General features: G+C 60.2%; 21 protein-coding genes and 1 pseudogene. 11 read left to right on the top strand and 11 right to left on the bottom strand.

The features are described from left to right. The first annotated feature begins 107 nt into the window (after positions 1-107). Together IB250_RS12325 and IB250_RS12320 are read left to right on the top strand one after the other, a co-directional pair. Complete coding sequence (locus tag IB250_RS12325) at positions 108-1,331, top strand: colicin E3/pyocin S6 family cytotoxin (protein ID WP_192344283.1); 1,224 nt, start codon at positions 108-110, stop codon at positions 1,329-1,331. A 7-nt stretch (positions 1,332-1,338) separates the two neighbouring features. Next, positions 1,339-1,593: a colicin E3-like toxin immunity protein gene (locus IB250_RS12320; protein WP_123360561.1), complete on the top strand. Its 255-nt coding sequence runs from the start codon at positions 1,339-1,341 to the stop codon at positions 1,591-1,593. A 67-nt stretch (positions 1,594-1,660) separates the two neighbouring features. On the opposite strand, the gene IB250_RS12315 is transcribed toward IB250_RS12320, so the two are convergent. Beyond that, positions 1,661-2,125 carry a glycine zipper 2TM domain-containing protein gene (locus IB250_RS12315; RefSeq protein ID WP_192344282.1) on the bottom strand — a complete coding sequence of 155 codons (465 nt, stop codon included), beginning with the start codon at positions 2,123-2,125 and terminating at the stop codon, positions 1,661-1,663. A 168-nt stretch (positions 2,126-2,293) separates the two neighbouring features. On the opposite strand from IB250_RS12315, the gene IB250_RS12310 reads away from it, so the two are divergent. Next, positions 2,294-2,530 (top strand): hypothetical protein, encoded by a 237-nt coding sequence (locus tag IB250_RS12310; RefSeq protein WP_192344281.1) that lies wholly within the window; start codon positions 2,294-2,296, stop codon positions 2,528-2,530. A 10-nt stretch (positions 2,531-2,540) separates the two neighbouring features. Here IB250_RS12310 and pdxH read toward each other — a convergent pair whose 3' ends face one another. The 3 genes from pdxH to IB250_RS12295 all read right to left on the bottom strand — a co-directional run bounded on the left by pdxH (position 2,541) and on the right by IB250_RS12295 (position 5,568). Beyond that, complete coding sequence (gene pdxH, locus IB250_RS12305; RefSeq protein ID WP_192344280.1) at positions 2,541-3,188, bottom strand: pyridoxamine 5'-phosphate oxidase; 648 nt, start codon at positions 3,186-3,188, stop codon at positions 2,541-2,543. Between the two features lie 24 nt (positions 3,189-3,212). Continuing rightward, positions 3,213-4,310: an OmpA family protein gene (locus IB250_RS12300; RefSeq protein WP_192344279.1), complete on the bottom strand. Its 1,098-nt coding sequence runs from the start codon at positions 4,308-4,310 to the stop codon at positions 3,213-3,215. A gap of 112 nt (positions 4,311-4,422) precedes the next feature. Beyond that, on the bottom strand, positions 4,423-5,568 hold the full coding sequence (locus IB250_RS12295) for a serine hydrolase domain-containing protein (protein ID WP_192344278.1): 1,146 nt from the start codon (positions 5,566-5,568) through the stop codon (positions 4,423-4,425). A gap of 107 nt (positions 5,569-5,675) precedes the next feature. Between IB250_RS12295 and IB250_RS29050 the strand changes: the two are divergent. Beyond that, positions 5,676-5,783: pseudogene (locus IB250_RS29050) on the top strand (N-acetyltransferase); the annotation flags it as partial. A 12-nt stretch (positions 5,784-5,795) separates the two neighbouring features. On the opposite strand, the gene IB250_RS12290 reads toward IB250_RS29050, so the two are convergent. Both IB250_RS12290 and dinG read right to left on the bottom strand, forming a co-directional pair. Further along, the gene (locus IB250_RS12290) at positions 5,796-8,318 is read right to left on the bottom strand and encodes a beta-galactosidase (protein ID WP_192344277.1); all 2,523 of its coding nucleotides are present in this window, start codon (positions 8,316-8,318) and stop codon (positions 5,796-5,798) included. Between the two features lie 96 nt (positions 8,319-8,414). Then, positions 8,415-10,559 (bottom strand): ATP-dependent DNA helicase DinG, encoded by a 2,145-nt coding sequence (gene dinG, locus IB250_RS12285; protein ID WP_192344276.1) that lies wholly within the window; start codon positions 10,557-10,559, stop codon positions 8,415-8,417. A gap of 98 nt (positions 10,560-10,657) precedes the next feature. Here dinG and IB250_RS12280 point away from each other — a divergent pair, with 98 nt between their 5' ends. Continuing rightward, positions 10,658-11,116 (top strand): CopD family protein, encoded by a 459-nt coding sequence (locus IB250_RS12280; RefSeq protein ID WP_192344275.1) that lies wholly within the window; start codon positions 10,658-10,660, stop codon positions 11,114-11,116. 110 nt (positions 11,117-11,226) lie between these two features. Here IB250_RS12280 and IB250_RS12275 read toward each other — a convergent pair whose 3' ends face one another. The 4 genes from IB250_RS12275 to IB250_RS12260 all read right to left on the bottom strand — a co-directional run bounded on the left by IB250_RS12275 (position 11,227) and on the right by IB250_RS12260 (position 13,919). Then, positions 11,227-11,985, bottom strand: coding sequence for a collagen-like protein (locus IB250_RS12275; RefSeq protein WP_192344274.1), 759 nt, complete (start codon positions 11,983-11,985; stop codon positions 11,227-11,229). Next, on the bottom strand, positions 11,978-12,256 hold the full coding sequence (locus tag IB250_RS12270; RefSeq protein WP_192344273.1) for a DUF1145 domain-containing protein: 279 nt from the start codon (positions 12,254-12,256) through the stop codon (positions 11,978-11,980). Before IB250_RS12270 ends, IB250_RS12275 begins: the two co-directional genes overlap by 8 nt. 163 nt (positions 12,257-12,419) lie before the next feature. After that, positions 12,420-13,133 carry an OmpA family protein gene (locus IB250_RS12265; protein ID WP_192344272.1) on the bottom strand — a complete coding sequence of 238 codons (714 nt, stop codon included), beginning with the start codon at positions 13,131-13,133 and terminating at the stop codon, positions 12,420-12,422. A gap of 90 nt (positions 13,134-13,223) precedes the next feature. Beyond that, a complete protein-coding gene (locus IB250_RS12260) occupies positions 13,224-13,919 on the bottom strand; it encodes an OmpA family protein (RefSeq protein ID WP_192344271.1) in 696 nt (231 codons plus the stop codon). Positions 13,920-14,120: 201 nt separating this feature from the next. Between IB250_RS12260 and IB250_RS12255 the strand changes: the two genes are divergently transcribed. From IB250_RS12255 to IB250_RS12240, 4 genes are all read left to right on the top strand, one after another. Further along, positions 14,121-14,618 (top strand): DUF6231 family protein, encoded by a 498-nt coding sequence (locus IB250_RS12255; protein WP_123499293.1) that lies wholly within the window; start codon positions 14,121-14,123, stop codon positions 14,616-14,618. A gap of 4 nt (positions 14,619-14,622) precedes the next feature. Beyond that, positions 14,623-15,099, top strand: a complete 477-nt coding sequence (locus IB250_RS12250) for a YchJ family protein (protein ID WP_123499295.1) — start codon at positions 14,623-14,625, stop codon at positions 15,097-15,099. Between the two features lie 204 nt (positions 15,100-15,303). Beyond that, positions 15,304-15,789, top strand: a complete 486-nt coding sequence (locus tag IB250_RS12245) for an LEA type 2 family protein (RefSeq protein WP_192344270.1) — start codon at positions 15,304-15,306, stop codon at positions 15,787-15,789. A gap of 5 nt (positions 15,790-15,794) precedes the next feature. Beyond that, positions 15,795-16,004 carry an SEC-C metal-binding domain-containing protein gene (locus IB250_RS12240; RefSeq protein ID WP_007906737.1) on the top strand — a complete coding sequence of 70 codons (210 nt, stop codon included), beginning with the start codon at positions 15,795-15,797 and terminating at the stop codon, positions 16,002-16,004. Between the two features lie 202 nt (positions 16,005-16,206). Here IB250_RS12240 and IB250_RS12235 read toward each other — a convergent pair whose 3' ends face one another. Further along, positions 16,207-16,764 (bottom strand): cysteine hydrolase family protein, encoded by a 558-nt coding sequence (locus IB250_RS12235; protein ID WP_192344269.1) that lies wholly within the window; start codon positions 16,762-16,764, stop codon positions 16,207-16,209. 146 nt (positions 16,765-16,910) lie between these two features. Between IB250_RS12235 and IB250_RS12230 the strand changes: the two genes are divergently transcribed. Further along, the gene (locus IB250_RS12230) at positions 16,911-17,555 is read left to right on the top strand and encodes a glutathione binding-like protein (RefSeq protein WP_123499303.1); all 645 of its coding nucleotides are present in this window, start codon (positions 16,911-16,913) and stop codon (positions 17,553-17,555) included. A 219-nt stretch (positions 17,556-17,774) separates the two neighbouring features. Continuing rightward, positions 17,775-20,225, top strand: a complete 2,451-nt coding sequence (locus IB250_RS12225; protein WP_192344268.1) for a penicillin acylase family protein — start codon at positions 17,775-17,777, stop codon at positions 20,223-20,225. The last annotated feature ends 244 nt before the right edge of the window (positions 20,226-20,469 follow it).

Raw genomic sequence — 20,469 nt, 5'->3', positions numbered from 1 at the left:
TCTTAGCGACATTCAGGATTCGTCCTACAGCCACGATTAGCCACGTTCGTTAACGTCGCGCAGCCCCTCTTTCAGGGGTTGCCGATGGACGAGCGAAAGGACAATCAGTGGCTGGCAACAAGGACATCCCCCGGGTTAAAAACCCACCGTCAGGCGATGGGCATCACGTCACCCACCGCTACATGACGGCCACCGAACTGGCCGAGCGGGACGCCAGGCAAAATGCCTACGACACCATGCTGGCGAGGCAGTGGGCCTTCGAAGACAGCCTTCAAGTCGCTGCGAAAAAGGACGACGTTGTCCGCGCGGGCTGCGTGTTCGCCAAGTCCTGCAAACTGCCCGACGCAATCATCGACTACACGAATCCCACTGGCGTTGTTCCGACTGACAGTCTGAAAGACTACGGCGAACTGGTTCTGCTCGGCGCTCGCGAGGCCGATGAAAGCGGTGTTGTACCGCTCAAGAAAATCAGTGGCACTGCGGTTCCGGCGGGTTTCGGCAGCTTTGCGCTAGCCGGCTCAGCGTTCACCGCACTGCCCGCCGTCGCCGCCAGCACCGCCGCGGCTACCTTGGCAGGCCTGGTGGCCCTGGTCATACCGTCGAGCCTTGGCGACAGCTCGCTCTACACCGAAGACCAACTGCGATCCCTCAAACAGGCCCGCACCCGCGTACGCCTGCGGGTCGAGCAACAGGCTGACGGCAGTCTCAAGGGATACGGTTTCTACACCGGTAAAAACCGTGACTGGGAGATGGTCGATGTCGTGCAATTCACCTCGCGCGGCAGTCAGCAGGTGGCTGATCTTGGGGATGGTATAGAGCTGATCTGGACACCGGCCGAAGACGGTTCAAACATTCTCGGCATCCCCGCTTTGGAAGCCGCACCACAAGCGCCACATATCTGGGTTTATCCGCCGACGAAGGCGGCTGACAGCATCATCGTGAATCCGGTGTATCCGCCTGAGTACAAGGATTTCATTCTTGTGTTTCCGGCGGATTCGGGGGTGTTGCCGGTTTATATTGTGGTGAGTGTTTCAGGAAGACGGGTTCCTAACCCCGATCACGACTATCACTCTGCACCTGAAACAGAGGAAATCACTGGTTTCTTGGGCTTGAAGGAAGCAAAAAAGAAAACCCCACGACAAGGGGGCGGTGGACTTCGAGAGCGTTGGATTGATGCCAAAGGTCGAACAATTTATGAATGGGACTCTTTGCATGGGGAGCTGGAAGCTTATCGGGCAAGTGATGGAAGCCATCTAGGCTCGTTCGACCACCTGACAGGCAAGCAAATAGACCCGCCTAAAAAAAACCGCAGCATTAAAAAGTATTTGTGAGGCCAAGATGGGACTGAAGATCAGATTGGACTGGTATGACAAAGAAACGGAAATAGCAGCCGGAAAAGAATACTCCGCTGATCTTGGTGATGACGGTTCAGTAATCGATGCATTAGGCCTGATGGCGGAAAGCGAGATCTACGACGGTGGATTTGACGTTTTATCGGCGTGGGTGCCAGAGCTTCAGCCTCTGTTCAAGCATAAGATCAATATTGCCGCTTTTGATTACCAAGTTGCATTTCGATATCGGAAAGTATGGTAATTCCCCCAAAAAACAAAAAACCCCGACCAGTCACCTGATCGGGGTTTTCTTTTACCCGTATTCCCGCTTAGTGCGCAACGCGGCTCGTACCATCAACAGTAGCAATCCGCACCCGCTCACCCACGCGGAACACTTCGTTTGGCTGAACTTCCTGCACGTAGGCGCGCATGCTGCCATCGTCTTCGCGCACGGTGATTTCAACACCTTGCGTGCGGGTCAGGCCTTCTTCGGCAGCCGAGCCCATCAGGCCGCCGGCGACAGCGCCGATGACCGCTGCGACGATACTGCCGCGACCGCCGCCGATGGCGCTACCGCCGACACCACCCACGACTGCGCCCGCGGCGCTGCCGATCGGGGTTTTGGTGCCTTCGATTTTCACCGGACGCAGGGCTTCGATGGTACCCATGCGAATCGTCTGCACACGACGCGCTTCGTCACGGGAGTAGGAGTCACCGGTCAGGCTCGATTGGCAACCGGAGAGCAACATCGCCATCGTGGAAAAGGAAGCAACCAGCAGAACAGACTTACGCATAGCATCAAACTCCATAGGACAGGTATCCATTAAACTCCGCAGCTTGACGCCTGTCACGGCATTGCCCGGATAAAATTGGTTTCATTCAGGCCCGATACAGGCGCTTTTTCGAACTCACACACAGTAGCGACAAATTACAAAATCTGCGCCGCAGACCCAAGGATTTTCATGGATTACTTCATCATTGTCGTCACGACCGTCGCCGGCTTGTACTTCCATTGGTGGCTGTACGTGCGGATCAAACGCTGGATGGACCGCGATCTGGCGTTGTCACTGGCGGGTAAAGACGAACAGAAAAGAGCCTTTATGCTCCAGCAACTGGCGAACGCTCAAGCGCAGAAGATCAAGCGGCGGGACCTGCCTCAGTGGCTGGCGGCCGCTGCGGCAGGGTATTCCGATCGGTAGGCTATTTACGTTACGGTGCCAGGCGTTCACGAACCCAGTCGGCGCCCTGCAAGCGGTAGTTGAGGCGATCGTGCAGACGGCTCGGACGGCCCTGCCAGAATTCGATGCGCTCGGGTAGCAAGCGATAGCCGCCCCAGTGTTCGGGGCAGTGAGGCTGAGTATCGCTGAAACGTTGCTCGGTGTTCTTGAGCAGCGCTTCCAGTTCGCCGCGATCGGCGATCACCCGGCTCTGGGGCGAGGCCCAGGCACCGAGACGGCTGCCCAGAGGACGAACCTGATAATAAGCATCGGACTCTTCAGGCGTGACCTTCACCACCCGCCCTTCGATGCGCACCTGGCGCTCCAGGGCCGGCCAGAAGAACGTCATGGCCGCAAATGGATTGGCTGCCAGTTGCTGCCCCTTGTCGCTATCGTAGTTGGTGAAAAAGGTGAAGCCCTGCTCGTCCAACCCCTTGAGCAGCAGGATGCGGCAATGCGGCCGCCCCTGCTGATCGACGGTGGCCAGCGTCATGGCATTCGCCTCCACCGGCACTTGCTCGGTTTTCACCGCGTCGGCAAACCACTGATGAAACAGCGCGAACGGCTCGGCCGGGGCTTGCGCCTCGGTCAGGCCATCTCGGGTGTAATCGCGACGCATATCTGCCAAGGGCCGGGTCATGGCGCATTCCTTTTGGTTAACGAATCACTTCTTTGTGTCATCGGCGACAGCGACTTTCTTGGTGTCGACAGCGGCTTTGGCCGGCGCGGTCTTCTTAACCACGGCTTTTTTGGCTGGCGCCTTGGCAGCCGCTTTCTTGGACGGTGCCTTTTTCGTCGCCGGCACAGCCGCTTTCTTCGCAGCAGGCGCCGGGGTCACAGGCTTGGCCACTGGCTTGATGTCTTGCGCAGCGACCATGGTTTTCACCGGTGCAGGAGCCGGCATGTTGTACTTGCTCAGCAGCGCGACCATGGTGTTTGCCGGCGTCACCAACAGCTCGACGCGACGGTTCAAGGCACGACCTTCAGAACTGTCGTTGGCGGCGCGCGGAGCCTCACCACCCATGCCACGCAGCATCAGGCGATCACGCTGCAGACCGCTGAGACGGAAGATCGCCGCCACCGCTTGGGCGCGCTCCTGGCTCAGCTTCACGTTGGCCGGTGCGGCGCCCGACGTATCACTGTGACCGAGTACCAGCACGGCAGTCTTTGGATCGACTTCGAGGATTTTCGCGACACGGGTGAACGGGCCGAGGGTCACCGGCAACAGCATGGACGGACGGTCAGGGTTAAACGAGCCTTCTACCGGTGCCGTGACAACCAGCACGTTTTCGCGGCGCTCGAGTTTCAGGTTGCTGTCCTTGATCGCCTCGCGCAGGCGCGGTTCGTAGTCGTCGAGCCAGGCCTGGGTGACTTTCGGGTCGGGCATCGGCACGACCTTGGCGGTGCTCTGCTCCTTACCGCCGAACGGCCACCACCAGTTGCCACCGGCATCGGCTTCAGCCTTGGCTGCAACGACCGGCTTGGCTTCAGGTTTAACTTCCGGCTTCACGTCCGGTTTGGCCACTTTGTCGGCAGCGTCATCGGAACCGAACGGCCAGTACCAAGGGGATGCACTGTCAGCCTTGGCGACGGGGGCTGTTGCAGCAGGTTTCAACGGAGCGGGGGCCGGTTCTTTGGTCGCAACCTTGTCGGAAGAGCCGAACGGCCACCAGCTGCCGCCGTCTGCGTCATTTTGTGGGGTTTGTGCGCAACCGGTGATAGCGAAGCACAGGGCCAGGGCGAGAGTTTTATTGGATGACATTGGATATCCACAAAATGAAGTAATGAAGAATCAGACCGGGTTGGCCCGGATAAACAGCGCTTTGAAACCACAAAGGCTTTCGGGTTCCGGCCCTGGCCCCCTTAAGCGTGATTTACAGACAAGTGGCCAGTACTCGCACAAGCTGTTGGGCTCGTGGATCCATCAAGACGTACGGCCCCAGGGTATTTGTCACAAAGCCGAAGGCCACATCGTATTCCGGATCAGCAAAACCGATGGAACCGCCAGCACCCGGGTGACCGAACGCCCGTGGGCCGAGGCCGTAGGTGGCGTTGGGTACATCCGGTTGATCGAGCATGCAACCCAGGCCGAAGCGGGTCCGGGTCAATAAAGTCTTGTCTTCGCCGACGCTGTGTTCGCGGGTCAGCTCCTCGAGCATTTCGCTTTCCAGCAGGCTGCCGTCGAGCAAACCTGAGTAGAACCCGGCCAGGCTGCGGGCATTGCCGTGGCCATTGGCGGCCGGCTGCTGCATGCGCCGCCATTCCGGTTTGTTGGTGCTAGTCATTATAGACGGCGGGTTGGTGAAGGCCCGCGTGCTCATGGCCGTCGGCTCGCGCATGGTCACTTGCAGCAAGCGCTGGGCCGCGGCGTCGCCGAGGTTGCCCTTGCTACGGCCAATGTGCGCGACGCGATGAAACTCTTTGTCGGCGAGGCCAACGTGGAAGTCCAGTCCCAAAGGCTTCGCGACCCGTGCCACGATGGACTCGCCCGGCCCACGACCGTCGGCGCGACGCAGCAATTCACCGACCAGCCAACCATAGGTGATCGCCGCATAACCGTGACCTTGACCCGGCGTCCACCATGGTGCTTCGGCAGCCAGGGCATCGACCATGGTCTGCCAGTCGTAAAGTGCTTCTGGCGCCAGCAACTCGCGCAGCGCAGGCAGGCCGGCCTGATGGCAGAGCAAGTGGCGCAGGGTCACGGATTCTTTGCCGGCGGCAGCGAACTCGGGCCAGTAGCGAGCGACCGGGACATCCAGTTGCAGTTTGCCTTCGGCCACCAGTTGCAGCGCGGTCACGGCGGTGAAGGTCTTGGTGCAGGAAAACAGGTTGGCAATGGTGTCGCTGTGCCAGGCTTCGGTGCCGTCCTTGTCAGCGGTACCACCCCAGAGGTCGAGGACAGTTTCACCGCCGATGCGGATGCACAACGCCGCACCACGCTCCTGAGGATCGTCGAACAGCGCCGCAAAAGCTTCGCGCACCGCTTCGAACTTAAGCTCGTAATGACCCTGAATCTGCACCCACAACGCTCCCGGATAAACGCTCTATAAAGTGGCCCGCATTGTTCCAGCCCTTGAGGGATTTGGGAACAGGGTCGGGCCGGGCGGTCGCCCATGGAATTAATCAGGAGCCTCTGTGGCGAGGGAGCTTGCTCCCGTTGGGGCGCGGAGCGGCCCCTTATCCCCAGAATGGGACTGCTGCGCAGTCCAACGGGAGCAAGCTCCCTCGCCACAGGGGATCTCAGTGCTTAATGACCATTGCCCGAATGCCCACCCGCATGGCCGGCGCCCTGCTCCGCACCTTTGCCGGCAGCGCCTTGCTTGCTGCCCTCGCCTTCATGGTTCCCGGCGGCTTTTTCCGCCTCGGCCCTGGCCTTCTCGGCCTCTTTGCCAAGTTGATCGACTGTCTGCACATTGCTTTTGCGCACACTGTCGACAAAGCCCTGGAACGGCAGATCAGTAATACCCACCAGCCCGAAGTGACCGTTCTCGCCATCCAGCAGGCGACCGGTCACCGGTTGATCGAGGTACTGGAACCAATGCACCCCGACAATCGACGGTTCGCTCATCGCCTGCTTGAGGAAATTGGCGTAGGCCGGGCCGCGGTCTTCTTCTTTCGCCAGTTGCGTCACGCCACCCCAGAACGGGCCGCGATCCGTCGAACCGAAATTGAATTCAGTGATCAGCACCGGCTTGTCCAGGCTGCGCAGTCTGGCGAAGTCATAACCGTCCTGGGGTTGCAGGGTGTACATATTGAAGCTCAGCACGTCGCAGTATTGCGCGCAGGACTCGACGGCTTCCGGGGTGCTGACGGCAAAACGACCGCCCAGTAACAATTGGTTCGGCGCATGCCACTTGAGCGAGTCGGAGACGGTTTTGAAGTACGTGTCGGCGAACACTTTCTGGAAGTATTTGAAGTCGGCTTCGATTTCCGGGTACTCGGCGCTCGGCTGCGGTGGCACGAAGCCCGGGTCTTCCATCAATTCCCAGGCCGGCAGATCAATGCCCCATGCCTTGGAAAGGCCCGCCTGGTTGCGGTACTTGTCACGCAGTTGTTTGAGGAAGGCACGTTTGGCCGGCACATCGGTGGTCATTTTCAAGGTCCCGTAGGCCAGCGCGTAACGGGCTTTCGGGTCATCGCCGGGACCGGCCCAGGCCAGTTCGTTATCGGCGAAGTAACCGATCAGCCAAGGATCGTCGCGATGGTCGCGGGCGGCGATGGCTACGGCGCGCTCGGTGGCCATGGCGAAACGCGGATCGAACGGATCGGGCATGCCGCCCCACCAATCGGTGCCGGTGCTGATGCTGGCGTAATCGCCGACGATCGACAGCGGCAGGGTGTATGGCACTCGGTCAGCGTTGCCAAACACCGGTGCGCTCCAGTTGCCGAGGGTGTTGAAACCCCATGCTTGCAGGCGATCGAGGGTGTGACTGGCCCAACGCTTTTCGTCGAAAACCACTTTGCAAGGTTCGGCGGCCGTTTGCTCGGCCGCTTTTTCGACTAACGCTTCAACGGCGCCGGTCTTGGCCGCTTCAGCGACGCCGGCCGCGGATTCGGTCGCCGCAGGATCGGCTGATGGTGCGGCGGCCTTATCGGCCGTCGCCTCGACCGCATCGGCCTTGGCCGCTTCGGCGACACCGGCCTTGGTGTCGCTGCCCGGTGTGCAAGGCTCGCCATACAGGCGCTGCAGGTTGGCGCCATAAAAATCGTACCAGCGCCCGGCATTGTAGGCTCGGCCCTGATCGGCGCCATTGCCGCCACGGTTGTCGCCTTCGCCATAGTAGCTGGCAAGGGGCTCGTCGGGTTTGGGCAGGGACTCGAACATCCACTCGCGACCGGCGACGTAGGTCTGGTTTGCGCTCTGGGTCACGCTGTTGACGCCGAGGGAATAGAACGGATGCCCTTCGGGGGTCACCAGGTACCAGCGACCGTCACGTTTTTCTGTGCGGAAAAAGCCGCTGGCCTTGAACGCAGGGCCTTTGGTCCAGCCGCCGAACTTGTCCAGGGACTGCTTCTCGCGCTCGGCCAGCCAGGTTTTCAGTTGTTGCTGTTCTTTGGCCGCAGCGGATTTCAATTGCTCGTCGCTGCTGACCTTCTCCGGCCATTTGGCCCGGGTCGATTGGCCGTAGGCGTCCACCAGAGCGCCATAAGCGGCTTTGGTGACAGCCTCTCCATCCTGCACGCCGAAGCGTTCGAGCAGGATGCTTTGGGCGACTTTGGGCTGATCCATCGACAAGGTCACCGACACCACTTGGCTGCGGTCCAGCTCACCGGCGCTGCTCGCCAGCAATACACGCTGGCCTTCGAAGTTGATCGGCATCGGCGGGCCGGCTTTCATGCCCTGGCTCAAAGGTGTACTCGGCTGCAGTGGCACCAGCAGGGTTTGCGCCGGGCCGGCCGGCAGATCGACGCGGCTGACCAGGGTCTTGCCGTCGTTGCTCTGGATGGTCACGTTCAGGGTCACCGCCCAGTTCATCGCGCTCTGGATCCGCAGGCTCATGACACCCGACTGCGACCAGTCCCAGGCACCGGTCTGCGGCGTCAGGCGCAAGGTCGGCCGGGCGACCGGGTTGAAGGTCACGCGGCGCAGCACTTCACCTTCGGCTGTTTGCTCCGCGTTGGACTGCGGCAGGCTGGTGTCCTGGGTCGCCACCTGAACCACATCGGCGGGACGCACAAAGTTGAACAGCGTCTGCTGGCCGGCAGGGGCCGCCAGCAAAGGGGCTGCGAACATCAAGGCAAAAACAGCAGGCAACGAACGGCGAATCATAGGAACGTGGATCTCCCAAGCGACCATCAATGGGCCAGTGGAAAAGCGGTGGCAGTGAGGTAGACAACGCGGTGGGCTTATTTGCCCACCGGTGCATCAGGAAATTTCACGACGAAATGGCGGCAATGCATTGAGAATAGCTTTGCCGTAGCGCTGCGTGACCAGACGACGGTCGAGCAAGGTGATGGTGCCGCGGTCTTCTTCGGTCCGCAGCAAGCGACCGCAGGCCTGGACCAGTTTCAGCGAGGCGTCCGGCACGGAGATTTCCATGAACGGATTGCCGCCACGGGCCTCGATCCATTCCGCCAGCGCCGCTTCGACCGGATCGTCGGGCACCGAGAACGGAATCTTGGCGATCACCACGTGCTCGCAATACGCACCGGGCAAATCCACGCCTTCGGCGAAACTCGCCAGGCCGAACAGCACGCTGGAATCCCCGCCATCGACCCGCGCCTTGTGCTTGTTCAGGGTTTCCTGCTTCGACAGGTTGCCTTGAATGAACACTTGCTTGCGCCAGTCGCGGTCCAGACCGTCGAACACGTCCTGCATCTGTTTACGCGATGAGAACAGCACCAGGGTGCCACGAGAGCCCTCGACCAGTTCCGGTAAGTCGCGAATGATCGCCGCCGTGTGGGCCGGAGCATCACGCGGATCGGCCTTCAGGTCCGGCACCCGCAGCACACCGGCGTCGGCGTGATGAAACGGGCTCGGGACCACCGCGGTCACGGCTGTTTTAGGCAGGCCGGCACGCATGCGGAAGCGATCGAAGGTGCCGAGAGCGGTCAGGGTCGCCGAGGTTACCAGCGCCCCGTAAGCCACGTTCCACAGGTTGCGTCGGAGCATGTCCGCCGCGAGGATCGGGCTGGCATTGACCTCGATGTCGAACAGCGAACCGCTTTCGGCCAGGGTCAGCCAACGGGCCATGGGCGGGTTGTCTTCCGGGTCTTCGACGGTGAAAGCGGTCCACAGCTCCCAGTTGCCCGAAGAGCGCGACAACAGGCTGCCGAACAGTGGATACCACTCTTCGGCCTGATTGCTGGCGATGCCGATGTTGACCTCGCCGTCCATACCTTCCTTGAGCAGTTCGGTGAGCCGGGTAAACAAATCGGTCAGGCGGGCAAAGCCCTTCTTCAGCTCGATGCCCATTTCGCGCATGTGCTCGGGAATCACCCCTCCGACAAAACGGTGGCGTGGTCGCTCACGACCTTCGACGTCTTCGCCGGGCTTGAAGTCGGCGGCTTGTTCGCAGGCGCTGAACATGAACTGCTGCTGGGTCTTGATCTCCCGGGCCAGCTCCGGCACCTGCTCGATCAATTTGCCCAGATCGCCCGGCAACGGGTGCTGGGCGAGTAATTTGGTGAGGTTCTTGGCAGTGGTTTCCAGCCAGTCGGCGGTGGAACGCAGACGAGTGTAGTGAGCGAAGTGACCGATGGCCTTGTCCGGCAGGTGATGGCCTTCGTCAAACACGTAGATGGTGTCACGCGGGTCCGGCAGAACCGCGCCGCCGCCCAGGGCCAGGTCGGCCAGGACCATGTCGTGGTTGGTGACAATCACGTCAACTTTGCCCATGCCTTCGCGGGCCTTGTAGAAGGCGCACTGGCCGAAGTTCGGGCAATGACGGTTGGTGCACTGACTGTGATCGGTCGTCAGGCGCGCCCAATCGGCGTCTTCCAGCGCGGTGGACCAACTGTCGCGATCGCCATCCCACTTATTGCCGGCGAGCTTCTCGATCATGCTGGTGAACAGCTTCTGGCTGGCCTCATCGACCTCGATCTTGAAGCCTTCTTCTTCGAACAGCTGCGCGGTGGCAGTCTGCGCATGACCTTCCTGGAGCAACATATCCAGCTTGGACAGGCACATGTAGCGCCCCCGGCCCTTGGCCAGGGCGAAGCTGAAATTCAGCCCGCTGTTGCGCATCAGGTCGGGCAAATCCTTGTAGACGATCTGCTCTTGCAGGGCCACGGTGGCCGTGGCGATCACCAGACGCTTGCCGGCGGCCTTCGCGGCAGGGATGGCCGCCAGGCTGTAGGCCACGGTTTTGCCGGTACCGGTGCCGGCTTCCACCGCGACAATTGCGGGGTCGCCACTGCGCCGGCCTTCGTCGTCGGTGTCGATGTCACCGAGGACTTTGGCAATTTCGGCGATCATCAGGCGTTGGCCGTAGCGCGGCTTGAGGCTCTTGGCTTCGAGAAAACGCGAATAGGCGCCCTGGATCGTGGTTTTGAGTTCAGTGCTGATCATGGATTGTCGGGCGCAAAAAGGCTGGATAAATTTTCAGTACTTCGGATCGGCCGCTATCATACCCCGCTATTTAATCCCGCGCAGAACGGAGTACCTCAATGACACCTTTTGGCATCGTTTATACCCTGCATGTCATCGCTGCCCTGGTGTGGGTCGGCGGCATGTTTTTCGCCTGGATGGTCTTGCGCCCCGCGGCGATGAAGGCGCTGGAAGGCCCTGCCCGATTGAAGCTGTGGGTGGAAGTGTTTCAAGGTTTTTTCCGCTGGGTCTGGATCGCGGTGGTGCTTTTGCCGATCAGCGGTGTGGGCATGATTCATCTGCAGTTCGCGGGGTTTGAAGCGGCGCCGCGGTATGTGCAGGTGATGATGGGATTGTATGTGGTGATGACGGCGCTGTTTATCCGGATTCAGGCGTTGTTGCTGCCGGAACTGCGCACGGCGGTGGCAGCTCAGGATTGGCCGACGGGCGCGGCGGTGCTGGGGAAGATTCGTCGGTTGGTGGGGATTAACCTGATGGTCGGGTTGGTGCTGGTGGCGATTGCTGCGGCTCGGCCGTGATCGTTCCCACGCTCTGCGTGGGAATGTCTCAAGGGACGCTCCGCGTCCAGTGACGCGGAGCGTCACGGGCTGCGTTCCTACGCAGAGCGTGGGAACAATCGCTTGAGGGCTTACAACCGCTGAATCGTCACCGAACCCGCCACTCCCGCAGGCCCTGGCTGGCCATCGACACCGGGACGACCGCTTTTGCCGCCATCGGCTTTATAGACGACGCAGCCCTTGGCCTTGCCGCCCGCGCCAGGTTTACCCCCCGGACCTGCCGCCCCACCAACCCCGCCCGCAACCTCGACCTTGATCTGCTGCGCCGGGTAATCACGCGGCACTTCCAATCGAACCAGCGCCCCTGGTGCGCCCGGCTGGCCGTCACTGCCATTACTGCCATCGGCGCCGCGACCGGCCTGGCCCCAGGTACAACCCGGTGCTTGACCATTAGCCCCATCAAGGCCGACAAAACCTGGAGCACCCGCGCCACCGCGAGCGTCTACCGACAATTGCGGCGCGTTCAACGCTTTGATCTGCAAATCCAGATTGCGCCCGGAGCGAGCGGCCTTGAGGTAAGTCCCCGGCGCGCCACGTGCAGTGATCTGACTGCCTTCGGCCAATTCGGCACGGCTGACCTTCAACGCCAGAACTTGTTCGCTCGGCACAATGGCAATCCGCGCGTCGCGCCCCAGGTGCAGCTCGCCGACCGTCACTTCGGTCACGTTCGAGGGAATCAGCAAAGTCCCGTAATCGGCGACTTCCAGCCGTTCCAGTTGCAAGGTACTGGTGGTGTTGGGCAAGCGCATCAGCGAGTTGGTTTCGACGCTCACCACCTGCGCGCAGGCCAATGGGCTGATAAGTGCAGCGAGCAGACAGAGTTTACGCATGGGAGGCCTTCGAAGCGGCCGGGGCCGGAATGGTTTGCAGGTGGAAAACGCCGAAAAAGACAATCTTCAGGCGATCACGCCAAGGATGGGCTCGACCTTTGAGGCTGCGGTTGCAGAACACCAGCTCCAGAAGATGGAGCCCTGCCAACACAGTGCCTGCAAAATTGATCAGCAGGTGAAACGGATGAACAAACGGTATGAGCAGATTGGCCAGCGCCACCAGCCAGAACAGCAGGGTCAACAACTTCCCCAGCCCCCAAAACACCTTCATACGCTCCTCCGTTGAGAATTATTCTTTGCACGCACAGTAACGGCTTCCACGCGGGATAAGCCAGAGGGCAACAAAAAATTCTTCCCGAAGGTCGCGGATTGGCCGCCGGATCAACCCGAATCGTTGCCCGACGGCTCTATCACGCGGTTATTAGTCACAGAGCTTAGCGATTGATGTGTAATTCCACGCGGCGGTTTTGCGCCCGTCCTTCTTCCGTGTCGTTATCGGCCACCGGCTGGCTTTCGCCCCGGCCTTCGCTGGTGAGTTTGTTCGGCGCCAGCCCCTGACTCAACAGGTAGGCAGCGACGCTGCTGGCACGACGTTCCGACAGTTTCTGGTTATAGGCGTCCGAACCCTGGCTGTCGGTATGACCGATGACTTTAATGCTCACCACATCGGTGTTCTGCAATTTGGCCATCAACGAATCCAGCTCATTGCGCGCTTGGGGCATCAGCTCGGATTGGTTGTAAGCGAACAGCACGTTGCCGTTCAGGGTGATGACTTCGGAGACCGGAGGTTCAACAGGTTTCACGCTGGCCGGGTATTGCGGCAGCGGGCAACCGTGATGTTCGACAGGGGTATCGGCAGGCGTATCGGGGCAACGATCACGTCGATCGAAGACGCCATCATCGTCTTCATCGCCATCCTGGGCGTAACAGATCAGGCCACCGGTCAAGATCCCGAGCGCTGCCCCACCGGCTGCCCAGCCACCACTTTCGATCGCGCCCAAACCGCCGCCGACCAGTCCGCCAATGACGCTGCAGATCGGCCACGTACGTTGATTGAGGGGGGCGGTGCCATCGCTGTGAGTCGCACAACCGGTCAGAAGACTGCCAAGCAGCAGAACCGGCAAGACGGTCCTTGTGAGAACGCTCATTGTGAATGCTCCTGTGTCACCGGCCCATACCGGTCACACAGGAGTAAAGACCCGCATCCGCGACTGTACAAGCCGCGGAATGCGAGAGATCTAGCGGTTGATTTTGATTTCCGTGCGCCGGTTCATCGAACGGCCGTCAGCGGTTTTATTATCGGCCACCGGTTGGCTTTCACCAGCACCGGTCACAGACACGAAACTGCTGCGTGGCACGCCTTGGGAAATCAGGTATTCCACCACTGAATGGGCGCGTCTATCCGACAGTTTCTGGTTGTAGGCATCACTGCCGACGCTGTCGGTATGACCGGTGACGGTCAGTTGGGCGGTGGAGGATTCCTGTTTCAGGCGCGTGGCAATGGTGTTGAGTACGTCTTTATCGGCAGGGGTGAGCTTGGCCGAGTCGAACTGGAAGTGCACATCACGGATAACGATGACTTCTTCCTTGACCACCGCTGCCTCCTCGACCACCGGCGCAGGCGCGGGTGGAGGGCAGCCGTCGGCATCGACCCGCACGCCTTTAGGTGTACCCGGGCACTTGTCGCGGCTGTCCAGCACACCATCGCCGTCTTCATCGCCATCGCCGTGCACCCAGCACCAGGCTGCTGCCGTGCCGCCGACCAGCAGCGCGCCATACCCCGCCCATGCCGAGCTTTCGGTCGCGCCGAGCCCTGCACCGATGACACCGCCGACACCCGCACAGGTCGGCCAGTCGGTTTTCTGCAAACCTGCGCAACCAGTCAACACACTGGTTAGCAGAACCAAGGGTAATGCTGTCCGAATTATGCTCATCTAGTTCTTCTCCTGAGGGATCGGCTTAAAACCGATTCTAGGGAGTAAAGACCCGACTTTTAATCTCCGCCAGCAATAGGCCATTGCTGTTTTGCCCCGTGTTCACGGAAGATCGGCGCTTTTTAGTTAAACCCGCCAGAAGGGACGCTAGGCCCGAACGTTGGGGCAGGCTAGTCTTGGCGTTCTGATTGAGGATCTTCCATGATTGCAGGTATTTCTTCGCGCACGCCCCAGCAGGCGTTGGCCGCTTTGCTTGATCGTTATGCCCCGGCGCGTCTGTTGCTGATTGGCGCCAGCGAATTCCCCGCGCTTGAGGCATTCAAACTCGCGCACCCGGACAGCATCGTCGCCTTTGCTGCGCCCGGGCCACTGCCCGCCGAACTGGCGGCGCAACGGTTTGATCTGGCGCTGGTGGTCGATTGCCTCGAACATTTACCCAAGCGCGACGGCTTGAATCTGCTCGGCGGGATACGCAACCTCAATGCCAGCCGCATTGCGGTACTGGCCGACTTGCCGGCATGCGGTTGGCAGGAGACGGACTTTTTCTCCCTGGCGCTGCAAGCCAGTGAACGCTTCCAGCGCGATGATCAAGTACTGACCCTGTTTACCTACGATCTGCTTGACTATAAACAGGTGCCCGACTGGCTTAACTCACGCTTCTGGGCCAATCCGGAAAACTTCGGGAAATATTGGTGGTAACGCAATGAGTACATCCATTTGTCCTTGCGGCAGCGGCACGCTGCTCGATGCCTGCTGTGGCCATTACCACGCCGGCCACCCCGCCCCCAGCGCCGAAGTCTTGATGCGGTCGCGCTATAGCGCCTATGTACTGGGGTTGATTGACTATCTGGTAGCGACCACCCTGCCCGCACAACAGGCCGGCCTGGATCGCCAGTCGATCAGCGACTGGAGCGCCCAAAGCACCTGGCTGGGCCTGGAGGTGGAAAGCGCCGAAGTCTTCGGCGGTCAGCCAGAGCACGCTTTCGTCACCTTCACCGCTCGCTGGCACGACAGCAGCGGCGAACACAGTCACCGCGAACGTTCGTCATTCGTACAGAACGCCGGCCATTGGTATTTCATCGACCCCACCGTGTCACTCAAGGCCGGACGCAACGATGCGTGCCCGTGCGCCAGCGGGCAGAAGTTCAAGAAGTGCTGCGCGAGCTACTTTGGCGCTTGAGGTGATCCCTTTAGCAGCTGGCGAAGGCTGCGTTCGGCCGTAGCAGCTGTCGAGCTTGCGAGGCTGCGTTCGGCTGCGAAGCAGTCGTCAAACCAGAACTTGCGGTGCTTCAGGCAAACCGCGTCAGCCGGATTCACGACTGCTGCGCAGCCGAACGCAGCCTCGCCAAGGCTCGACAGCTGCTACAAAGGGAGAAACACGACCATGAACACCCGGCGGCGCGCATTACAGCTGCTCACCCTGCTCCTGTTTCTGGGGCTCGGCGGCTGTGCGTCGTGGTTCGACGACGACTTGCCGGAGCCGCAGGTGCATCTGGTCAAGGTCGAGGTGGTCCGGGCCAAACTACTGGAGCAGAAATTCCTCCTGCATTTTCGCGTCGACAATCCCAATGACCAAGACCTGACGGTGCGTGCCCTGGAGTATCGCATTCACCTGGGGGACATACTGCTGAGCGAAGGTGAGCACGAACACTGGTTCACGGTCGGCCCCAAACGCAGTGCTTATTTTAAAGTACCGATCCGCACCAACCTGTGGCCGAAAGTCCGGGATCTGGTCAAGCTGCTGAAAAAACCCGACCAACACATTCCCTATCGTCTGGAAGGTGAACTGGAAACCGGCTTATTCATCGCGCACTACGTGCACCTGGCGCGTAATGGCGTGATAATCGCCGCCGATCTAATTCCGGAGTAAGCCCGATGACCCAGCAACCTCATGTCCATGGCCCTGACTGCAACCACGATCATGACCATCACGATCACCATGATCACGACCATGGCCATGTCCACGGCCCGAACTGCGGCCACGCCCACCAGGAACCGGTACGCAATGCCTTGAAAGACGTCGGCCGCAACGACCCTTGCCCTTGCGGCAATGGCAAGAAATTCAAGAAGTGCCACGGCGCTTGATGCTTCGGGCGGATATCTTTTTCGCCTGTTGAATCGCCTTCGCGAGCAAGCCCGCTCCCACATTGGATCTGCTGTGTTCACACAATGTGTGACTGGCGCAGATCGAGTGTGGGAGCGGGCTTGCTCGCGAAGACGGCGGCACATTCACTATCAATCTGTCAGTTAAATCGCTTTCGCGGGCAAGCCTCGCTCCTACAGGTTTTCAGTCGTCGCTCAGGATTTGATCCGTACTGATCACCGTCGCATATTCGCCATGTAAATTACCCAGCGACATCGCATGCACTTCCTCGGCTGAATGAGCATTGCCAAAGTAATCCGCTTTATCGAAGGTAAAGCACGCATCCTCAGCAACCCACGCTTCAAACCCCAGATTCCCGGCCGTTCTCGCTGTGGACTCTACCGAGTTGTGGGTCGCCACGCCAACGATGATCAACTGATCGATCCCCGCCTCGCGCAAACGCGCCTCCAGCCCCGTGGAACAAAAGGCATCCGGCACTTGCTTCTGAATCACGTACTCGTCAGCCAAGGGTTGAAAACGCTCCTGAAATTCCACCCCCGATTGCTGCGGCCAGAACACTGAATCCTCTGAGCGGGACAGGTGCTGCACATGAATCACCGGCCGCCCGGTTCGGCGCCAATGCCCCAACAATTCCAGGATGCGCGCTTCGGCCTGAGGGTTGTTTCGACGACCCAGTTTGGGATGCAGAATGCCTTTTTGTTGATCGATGATGATCAGCGCCGCGTTTGTCTTGAGCTCCATGCCGACTTTTCTCCTGCTGGGGCATTGAATTTCCCGCACTTCAGCATCACCTCTTCCTGCTGGCAAGCCATCAAACGCAAACAGGACGACCTGATGCCGGCGGTCGCTGTCCGTACCTGACGATATCTCTTGATTTGGAGTACTTCATGATCGACTTGTATTACTGGACCACCCCCAACGGCCACAAGATTTCGATATTCCTGGAAGAAGCCGGCCTGCCGTACAACGTTTACCCGATCAACATCAGCCAGAACGACCAATTCAAACCCGAATTCCTGAAGATCTCGCCGAACAACAAAATCCCGGCCATCGTCGATCATGAGCCGGCCGATGGCGGTGAACCGTTGGCACTGTTCGAGTCGGGGGCGATTCTGCTGTACCTCGCGGAGAAAACCGGCAAGTTCCTGCCCAAGGATCTGCGCGGACGCCAGCAAGCGTTGCAATGGTTGTTCTGGCAGATGGGTGGACTGGGGCCAATGGCCGGGCAAAATCATCACTTCAGCCAATTCGCACCAGAGAAAATCCCCTACGCGATCAAGCGCTACATCGACGAAACCGCCCGCCTCTATGGGGTGCTCGACAAGCAACTGGCCAACAATGACTTTGTCGCCGGCAGCGAATACAGCATTGCCGACATGGCGATCTACCCGTGGATCGTTTCTCACAAGTGGCAAAGCCAGAACCTGGAAGACTTCCCCAACGTATTGCGCTGGTTCACCCACATCCAGAACCGCCCGGCGACGGTGAAGGCGTATGCGCTGGTGGCCAAGGTCAATCCGCCTAAATCCTGAGGCCCTGCACTCTGATCGTTCCCATGCTCCGCGTGGGAATACCTCAACGGACGCTCCGCGTTCGGCTCTGAATGTGACGCAGAGCGTCACGGGCTGCATTCCACGCAGAGCGAGGGAACGATCACCGTAAAGAAATAACACCGCCACCGCTTGCGCGGCTTCCTCCTGCTCACTAACGTAGCGCCTTTATTGCGTCACTACCCCCGCAGGAGCTTTGCCATGGCCTCGCCAGCCCTCACACATTTTCTTCCCCGGTTCGGCGTTGCCGCAGCAGTGGCCGGTGTTTTAAGCCTGACCGGTTGTCAGACCTGGAACACTCAAGACACCCTCCCGCCTACCTCCGGCGTGCAACCGCTCAAGGGCCTGGCGCAGAACGTTTCGATTCGGCGCAATGCCATGGGCATGCCGCTGATCGAGAGCAACAGCTTCCACGATGCGCTGTTCACCCTCGGTTACGTGCACGCCAGCGACCGCATCAGCCAAATGGTCACTCTGCGTTTGCTGGCCCAGGGCCGTCTGGCGGAGATGTCCGGTTCGGACTTGCTCGACGCCGACCGCTACATGCGTGCGGTCAACCTGAAGAAAAGCGCGGGTGAGCTGTACAAAGCCTCTTCGCCGCGCCTCAAGCGTTTCTTCGAAGTCTATGCCCGTGGGGTCAACGCCTACCTGTTCCGCTACCGCGACAAACTGCCTGCCGACCTCGCGGCCACTGGCTATAAGCCGGAATACTGGAAACCTGAAGACTCGGCGCTGATTTTCTGCCTGCTGAATTTCAGTCAATCGGCGAACCTGCCGGAAGAAATTTCCTCATTGATGCTGGCCCAGACAGTCAGTACCGACAAGCTGGCGTGGCTTGCACCGTCCGCTCCCGATGAAAAACTGCCAGTCGCAGAAGCGGAAAAACTTCAGGGCATCAAACTCAATGGGCAAATCCCGGGGCTGAGCGAAATCAGCAAAGCCACCGCTCAACTGTCCGACCTGAATCTGCTGGGCGCCACGTCTTCGAACAACTGGGCGATTGCCCCGCAGCGCAGCCGCAGCGGCAAAAGCCTGTTGGCCAGCGACAGCCATGGGCCGCTGGGCGTACCGTCGCTGTTCAGTTACGTGCAGATTCGCGCGCCGAAATACCAGGCCTCCGGCGCGACCATTGCCGGGTTACCCATGGTGCTCGGTGGTTTCAACGGCAAAGTGGCGTGGAGCATGACCACGGTCATGGGCGACAACCAGGACCTGTTCCTGGAAAAAATCAAACGCCAGGGCAACGGCCTTTCTTACGAAGTCAGCGGCAAATGGCAGCCGGCGATCGTGCGCAACGAAACCTACTTCGTCAAAGGCCAGAAGCCGATTCGCGAAGCGGTGTACGAAACCCGCCACGGACCGCTGCTCAACAGCGCCCAAGGCACCGCGTTGGCGAATGGTTTCGGCTTGGCCTTGCAGACGCCGAACTTCACCGACGACAAAACCCTGGACGCCTTTTTCGATCTGTCCCGAGCACAGAGCGTCGAGAAAGCCTCGGACGCCAGCCGTGAAATACGCGCCATCGCCCTGAATCTGGTGTTTGCCGATGCCAGCAATATCGGCTGGCAAGTTACCGGGCGTTACCCGAACCGTCGCGAAGGCGAAGGCTTGCTGCCGTCGCCGGGCTGGGAAGGTCGCTACGACTGGGACGGTTACGCCGACCCGATGCTCCATCCGTATGACCAGGACCCGGCTCAAGGCTGGCTCGGCACCGCCAACCAGCGGGTCATTCCCCATGGCTACGGTATGCAGCTGTCCAATTCCTGGTCGGCACCGGAGCGCGGCGAACGCATGGCCGAACTGGCAGGCGTGGGCAAACACGACACACGTAGCCTGATCGCCATGCAATACGACCAGACCACCACCTTCGCTGCCAAGCTGAAGAAGATGTTTGAAGCACCGGGCATGTCCCAGCCACTCAAGCAAGCCATCGAAGGGTTGCCGGTGGCCGATCGCGGCAAGGCTCGCGAGGCTTATACGCGCTTGATGGCCTTCGACGGCAAACTCAGCACGACCTCCGCCGACGCGGCGATCTACGAGCTGTTCCTGCAGGAAAGCAGCCAGCAGATTTTCCTCGACGAACTGGGCCCGGAAAGCACCCCGGCGTGGAAAGCCTTTATCGCCAACGGCAAGTTGTCTTACGCGGCGCAGGCCGATCATCTGCTGGGCCGTGAGGACAGTCCGTTCTGGGACGACCTGCGCACCTCGCAGAAAGAAGACAAACCGGCGATCCTCGCCCGTAGCCTGGCGGCCGCGATCAGCGCGGGGGACAATCAGTTGGGTGGCGATCACAAAGCCTGGCAGTGGGGCAAACTGCATCGCTACGAATGGAAGAACGCCAGCGGGCAGACCGTGCGCGGTCCGCTGGCAGCCGGCGGCGACCACACCACGCTCAACACCGCCGCGTTCACCTGGGGCCAGGACTTCAACACCACGCTGGCGCCGGCCATGCGCTTTATTGTCGATTTCGGCCAGGCCGAACCGCTGATGGGCCAGAACGGTAGCGGCCAGTCCGGCAACCCGGCCAGTGCGCACTATCTCGATAGCGTCGAGCCGTGGCTCAAGGGGCAATACATGAGCCTGCCGATGCAGCCACAGAACTTTGACAAGGTGTATGGCAAGACGCGGTTGACGCTGACGCCTGGCAAGTAACCTCGAGTGGGACCGGGCTTGCTCGCGAAAGCATGCTGCCGGTCCCATTGATGTTGAATGTGCCGCCGTCTTCGCGAGCAAGCCCGCTCCCACATTTGATCGCATTCTTTCTGGCAGAACTCGATTGAATGTGGGAGCGGGCTTGCTCGCGAAAGCGGCCTGTTTAACGCCTCCATCTTCCCCAAAATAAATAGAACTTCTCGTCTCGCGCGAACCTCCTAGCTAACAGGCCTCTCCATTTGGG

Source organism: Pseudomonas sp. PDM09, from assembly GCF_014852305.1.
Classification (GTDB): Bacteria; Pseudomonadota; Gammaproteobacteria; order Pseudomonadales; family Pseudomonadaceae; genus Aquipseudomonas.
The sequence above is the reverse complement of the archived record's forward strand: the minus strand, read 5'-3'. Positions and strand labels throughout refer to the sequence as shown.

Coding starts and splice junctions, on each gene's coding strand:
- IB250_RS12320 (WP_123360561.1), top strand. CDS start 1,339: ATGGGACTGAAGATCAGATTGGACTGGTATGACAAAGAAACGGAAATA.
- IB250_RS12315 (WP_192344282.1), bottom strand. CDS start 2,125: ATGCGTAAGTCTGTTCTGCTGGTTGCTTCCTTTTCCACGATGGCGATG.
- IB250_RS12310 (WP_192344281.1), top strand. CDS start 2,294: ATGGATTACTTCATCATTGTCGTCACGACCGTCGCCGGCTTGTACTTC.
- pdxH (WP_192344280.1), bottom strand. CDS start 3,188: ATGACCCGGCCCTTGGCAGATATGCGTCGCGATTACACCCGAGATGGC.
- IB250_RS12300 (WP_192344279.1), bottom strand. CDS start 4,310: ATGTCATCCAATAAAACTCTCGCCCTGGCCCTGTGCTTCGCTATCACC.
- IB250_RS12290 (WP_192344277.1), bottom strand. CDS start 8,318: ATGATTCGCCGTTCGTTGCCTGCTGTTTTTGCCTTGATGTTCGCAGCC.
- dinG (WP_192344276.1), bottom strand. CDS start 10,559: ATGATCAGCACTGAACTCAAAACCACGATCCAGGGCGCCTATTCGCGT.
- IB250_RS12280 (WP_192344275.1), top strand. CDS start 10,658: ATGACACCTTTTGGCATCGTTTATACCCTGCATGTCATCGCTGCCCTG.
- IB250_RS12275 (WP_192344274.1), bottom strand. CDS start 11,985: ATGCGTAAACTCTGTCTGCTCGCTGCACTTATCAGCCCATTGGCCTGC.
- IB250_RS12270 (WP_192344273.1), bottom strand. CDS start 12,256: ATGAAGGTGTTTTGGGGGCTGGGGAAGTTGTTGACCCTGCTGTTCTGG.
- IB250_RS12265 (WP_192344272.1), bottom strand. CDS start 13,133: ATGAGCGTTCTCACAAGGACCGTCTTGCCGGTTCTGCTGCTTGGCAGT.
- IB250_RS12260 (WP_192344271.1), bottom strand. CDS start 13,919: ATGAGCATAATTCGGACAGCATTACCCTTGGTTCTGCTAACCAGTGTG.
- IB250_RS12255 (WP_123499293.1), top strand. CDS start 14,121: ATGATTGCAGGTATTTCTTCGCGCACGCCCCAGCAGGCGTTGGCCGCT.
- IB250_RS12250 (WP_123499295.1), top strand. CDS start 14,623: ATGAGTACATCCATTTGTCCTTGCGGCAGCGGCACGCTGCTCGATGCC.
- IB250_RS12245 (WP_192344270.1), top strand. CDS start 15,304: ATGAACACCCGGCGGCGCGCATTACAGCTGCTCACCCTGCTCCTGTTT.
- IB250_RS12240 (WP_007906737.1), top strand. CDS start 15,795: ATGACCCAGCAACCTCATGTCCATGGCCCTGACTGCAACCACGATCAT.
- IB250_RS12235 (WP_192344269.1), bottom strand. CDS start 16,764: ATGGAGCTCAAGACAAACGCGGCGCTGATCATCATCGATCAACAAAAA.
- IB250_RS12230 (WP_123499303.1), top strand. CDS start 16,911: ATGATCGACTTGTATTACTGGACCACCCCCAACGGCCACAAGATTTCG.
- IB250_RS12225 (WP_192344268.1), top strand. CDS start 17,775: ATGGCCTCGCCAGCCCTCACACATTTTCTTCCCCGGTTCGGCGTTGCC.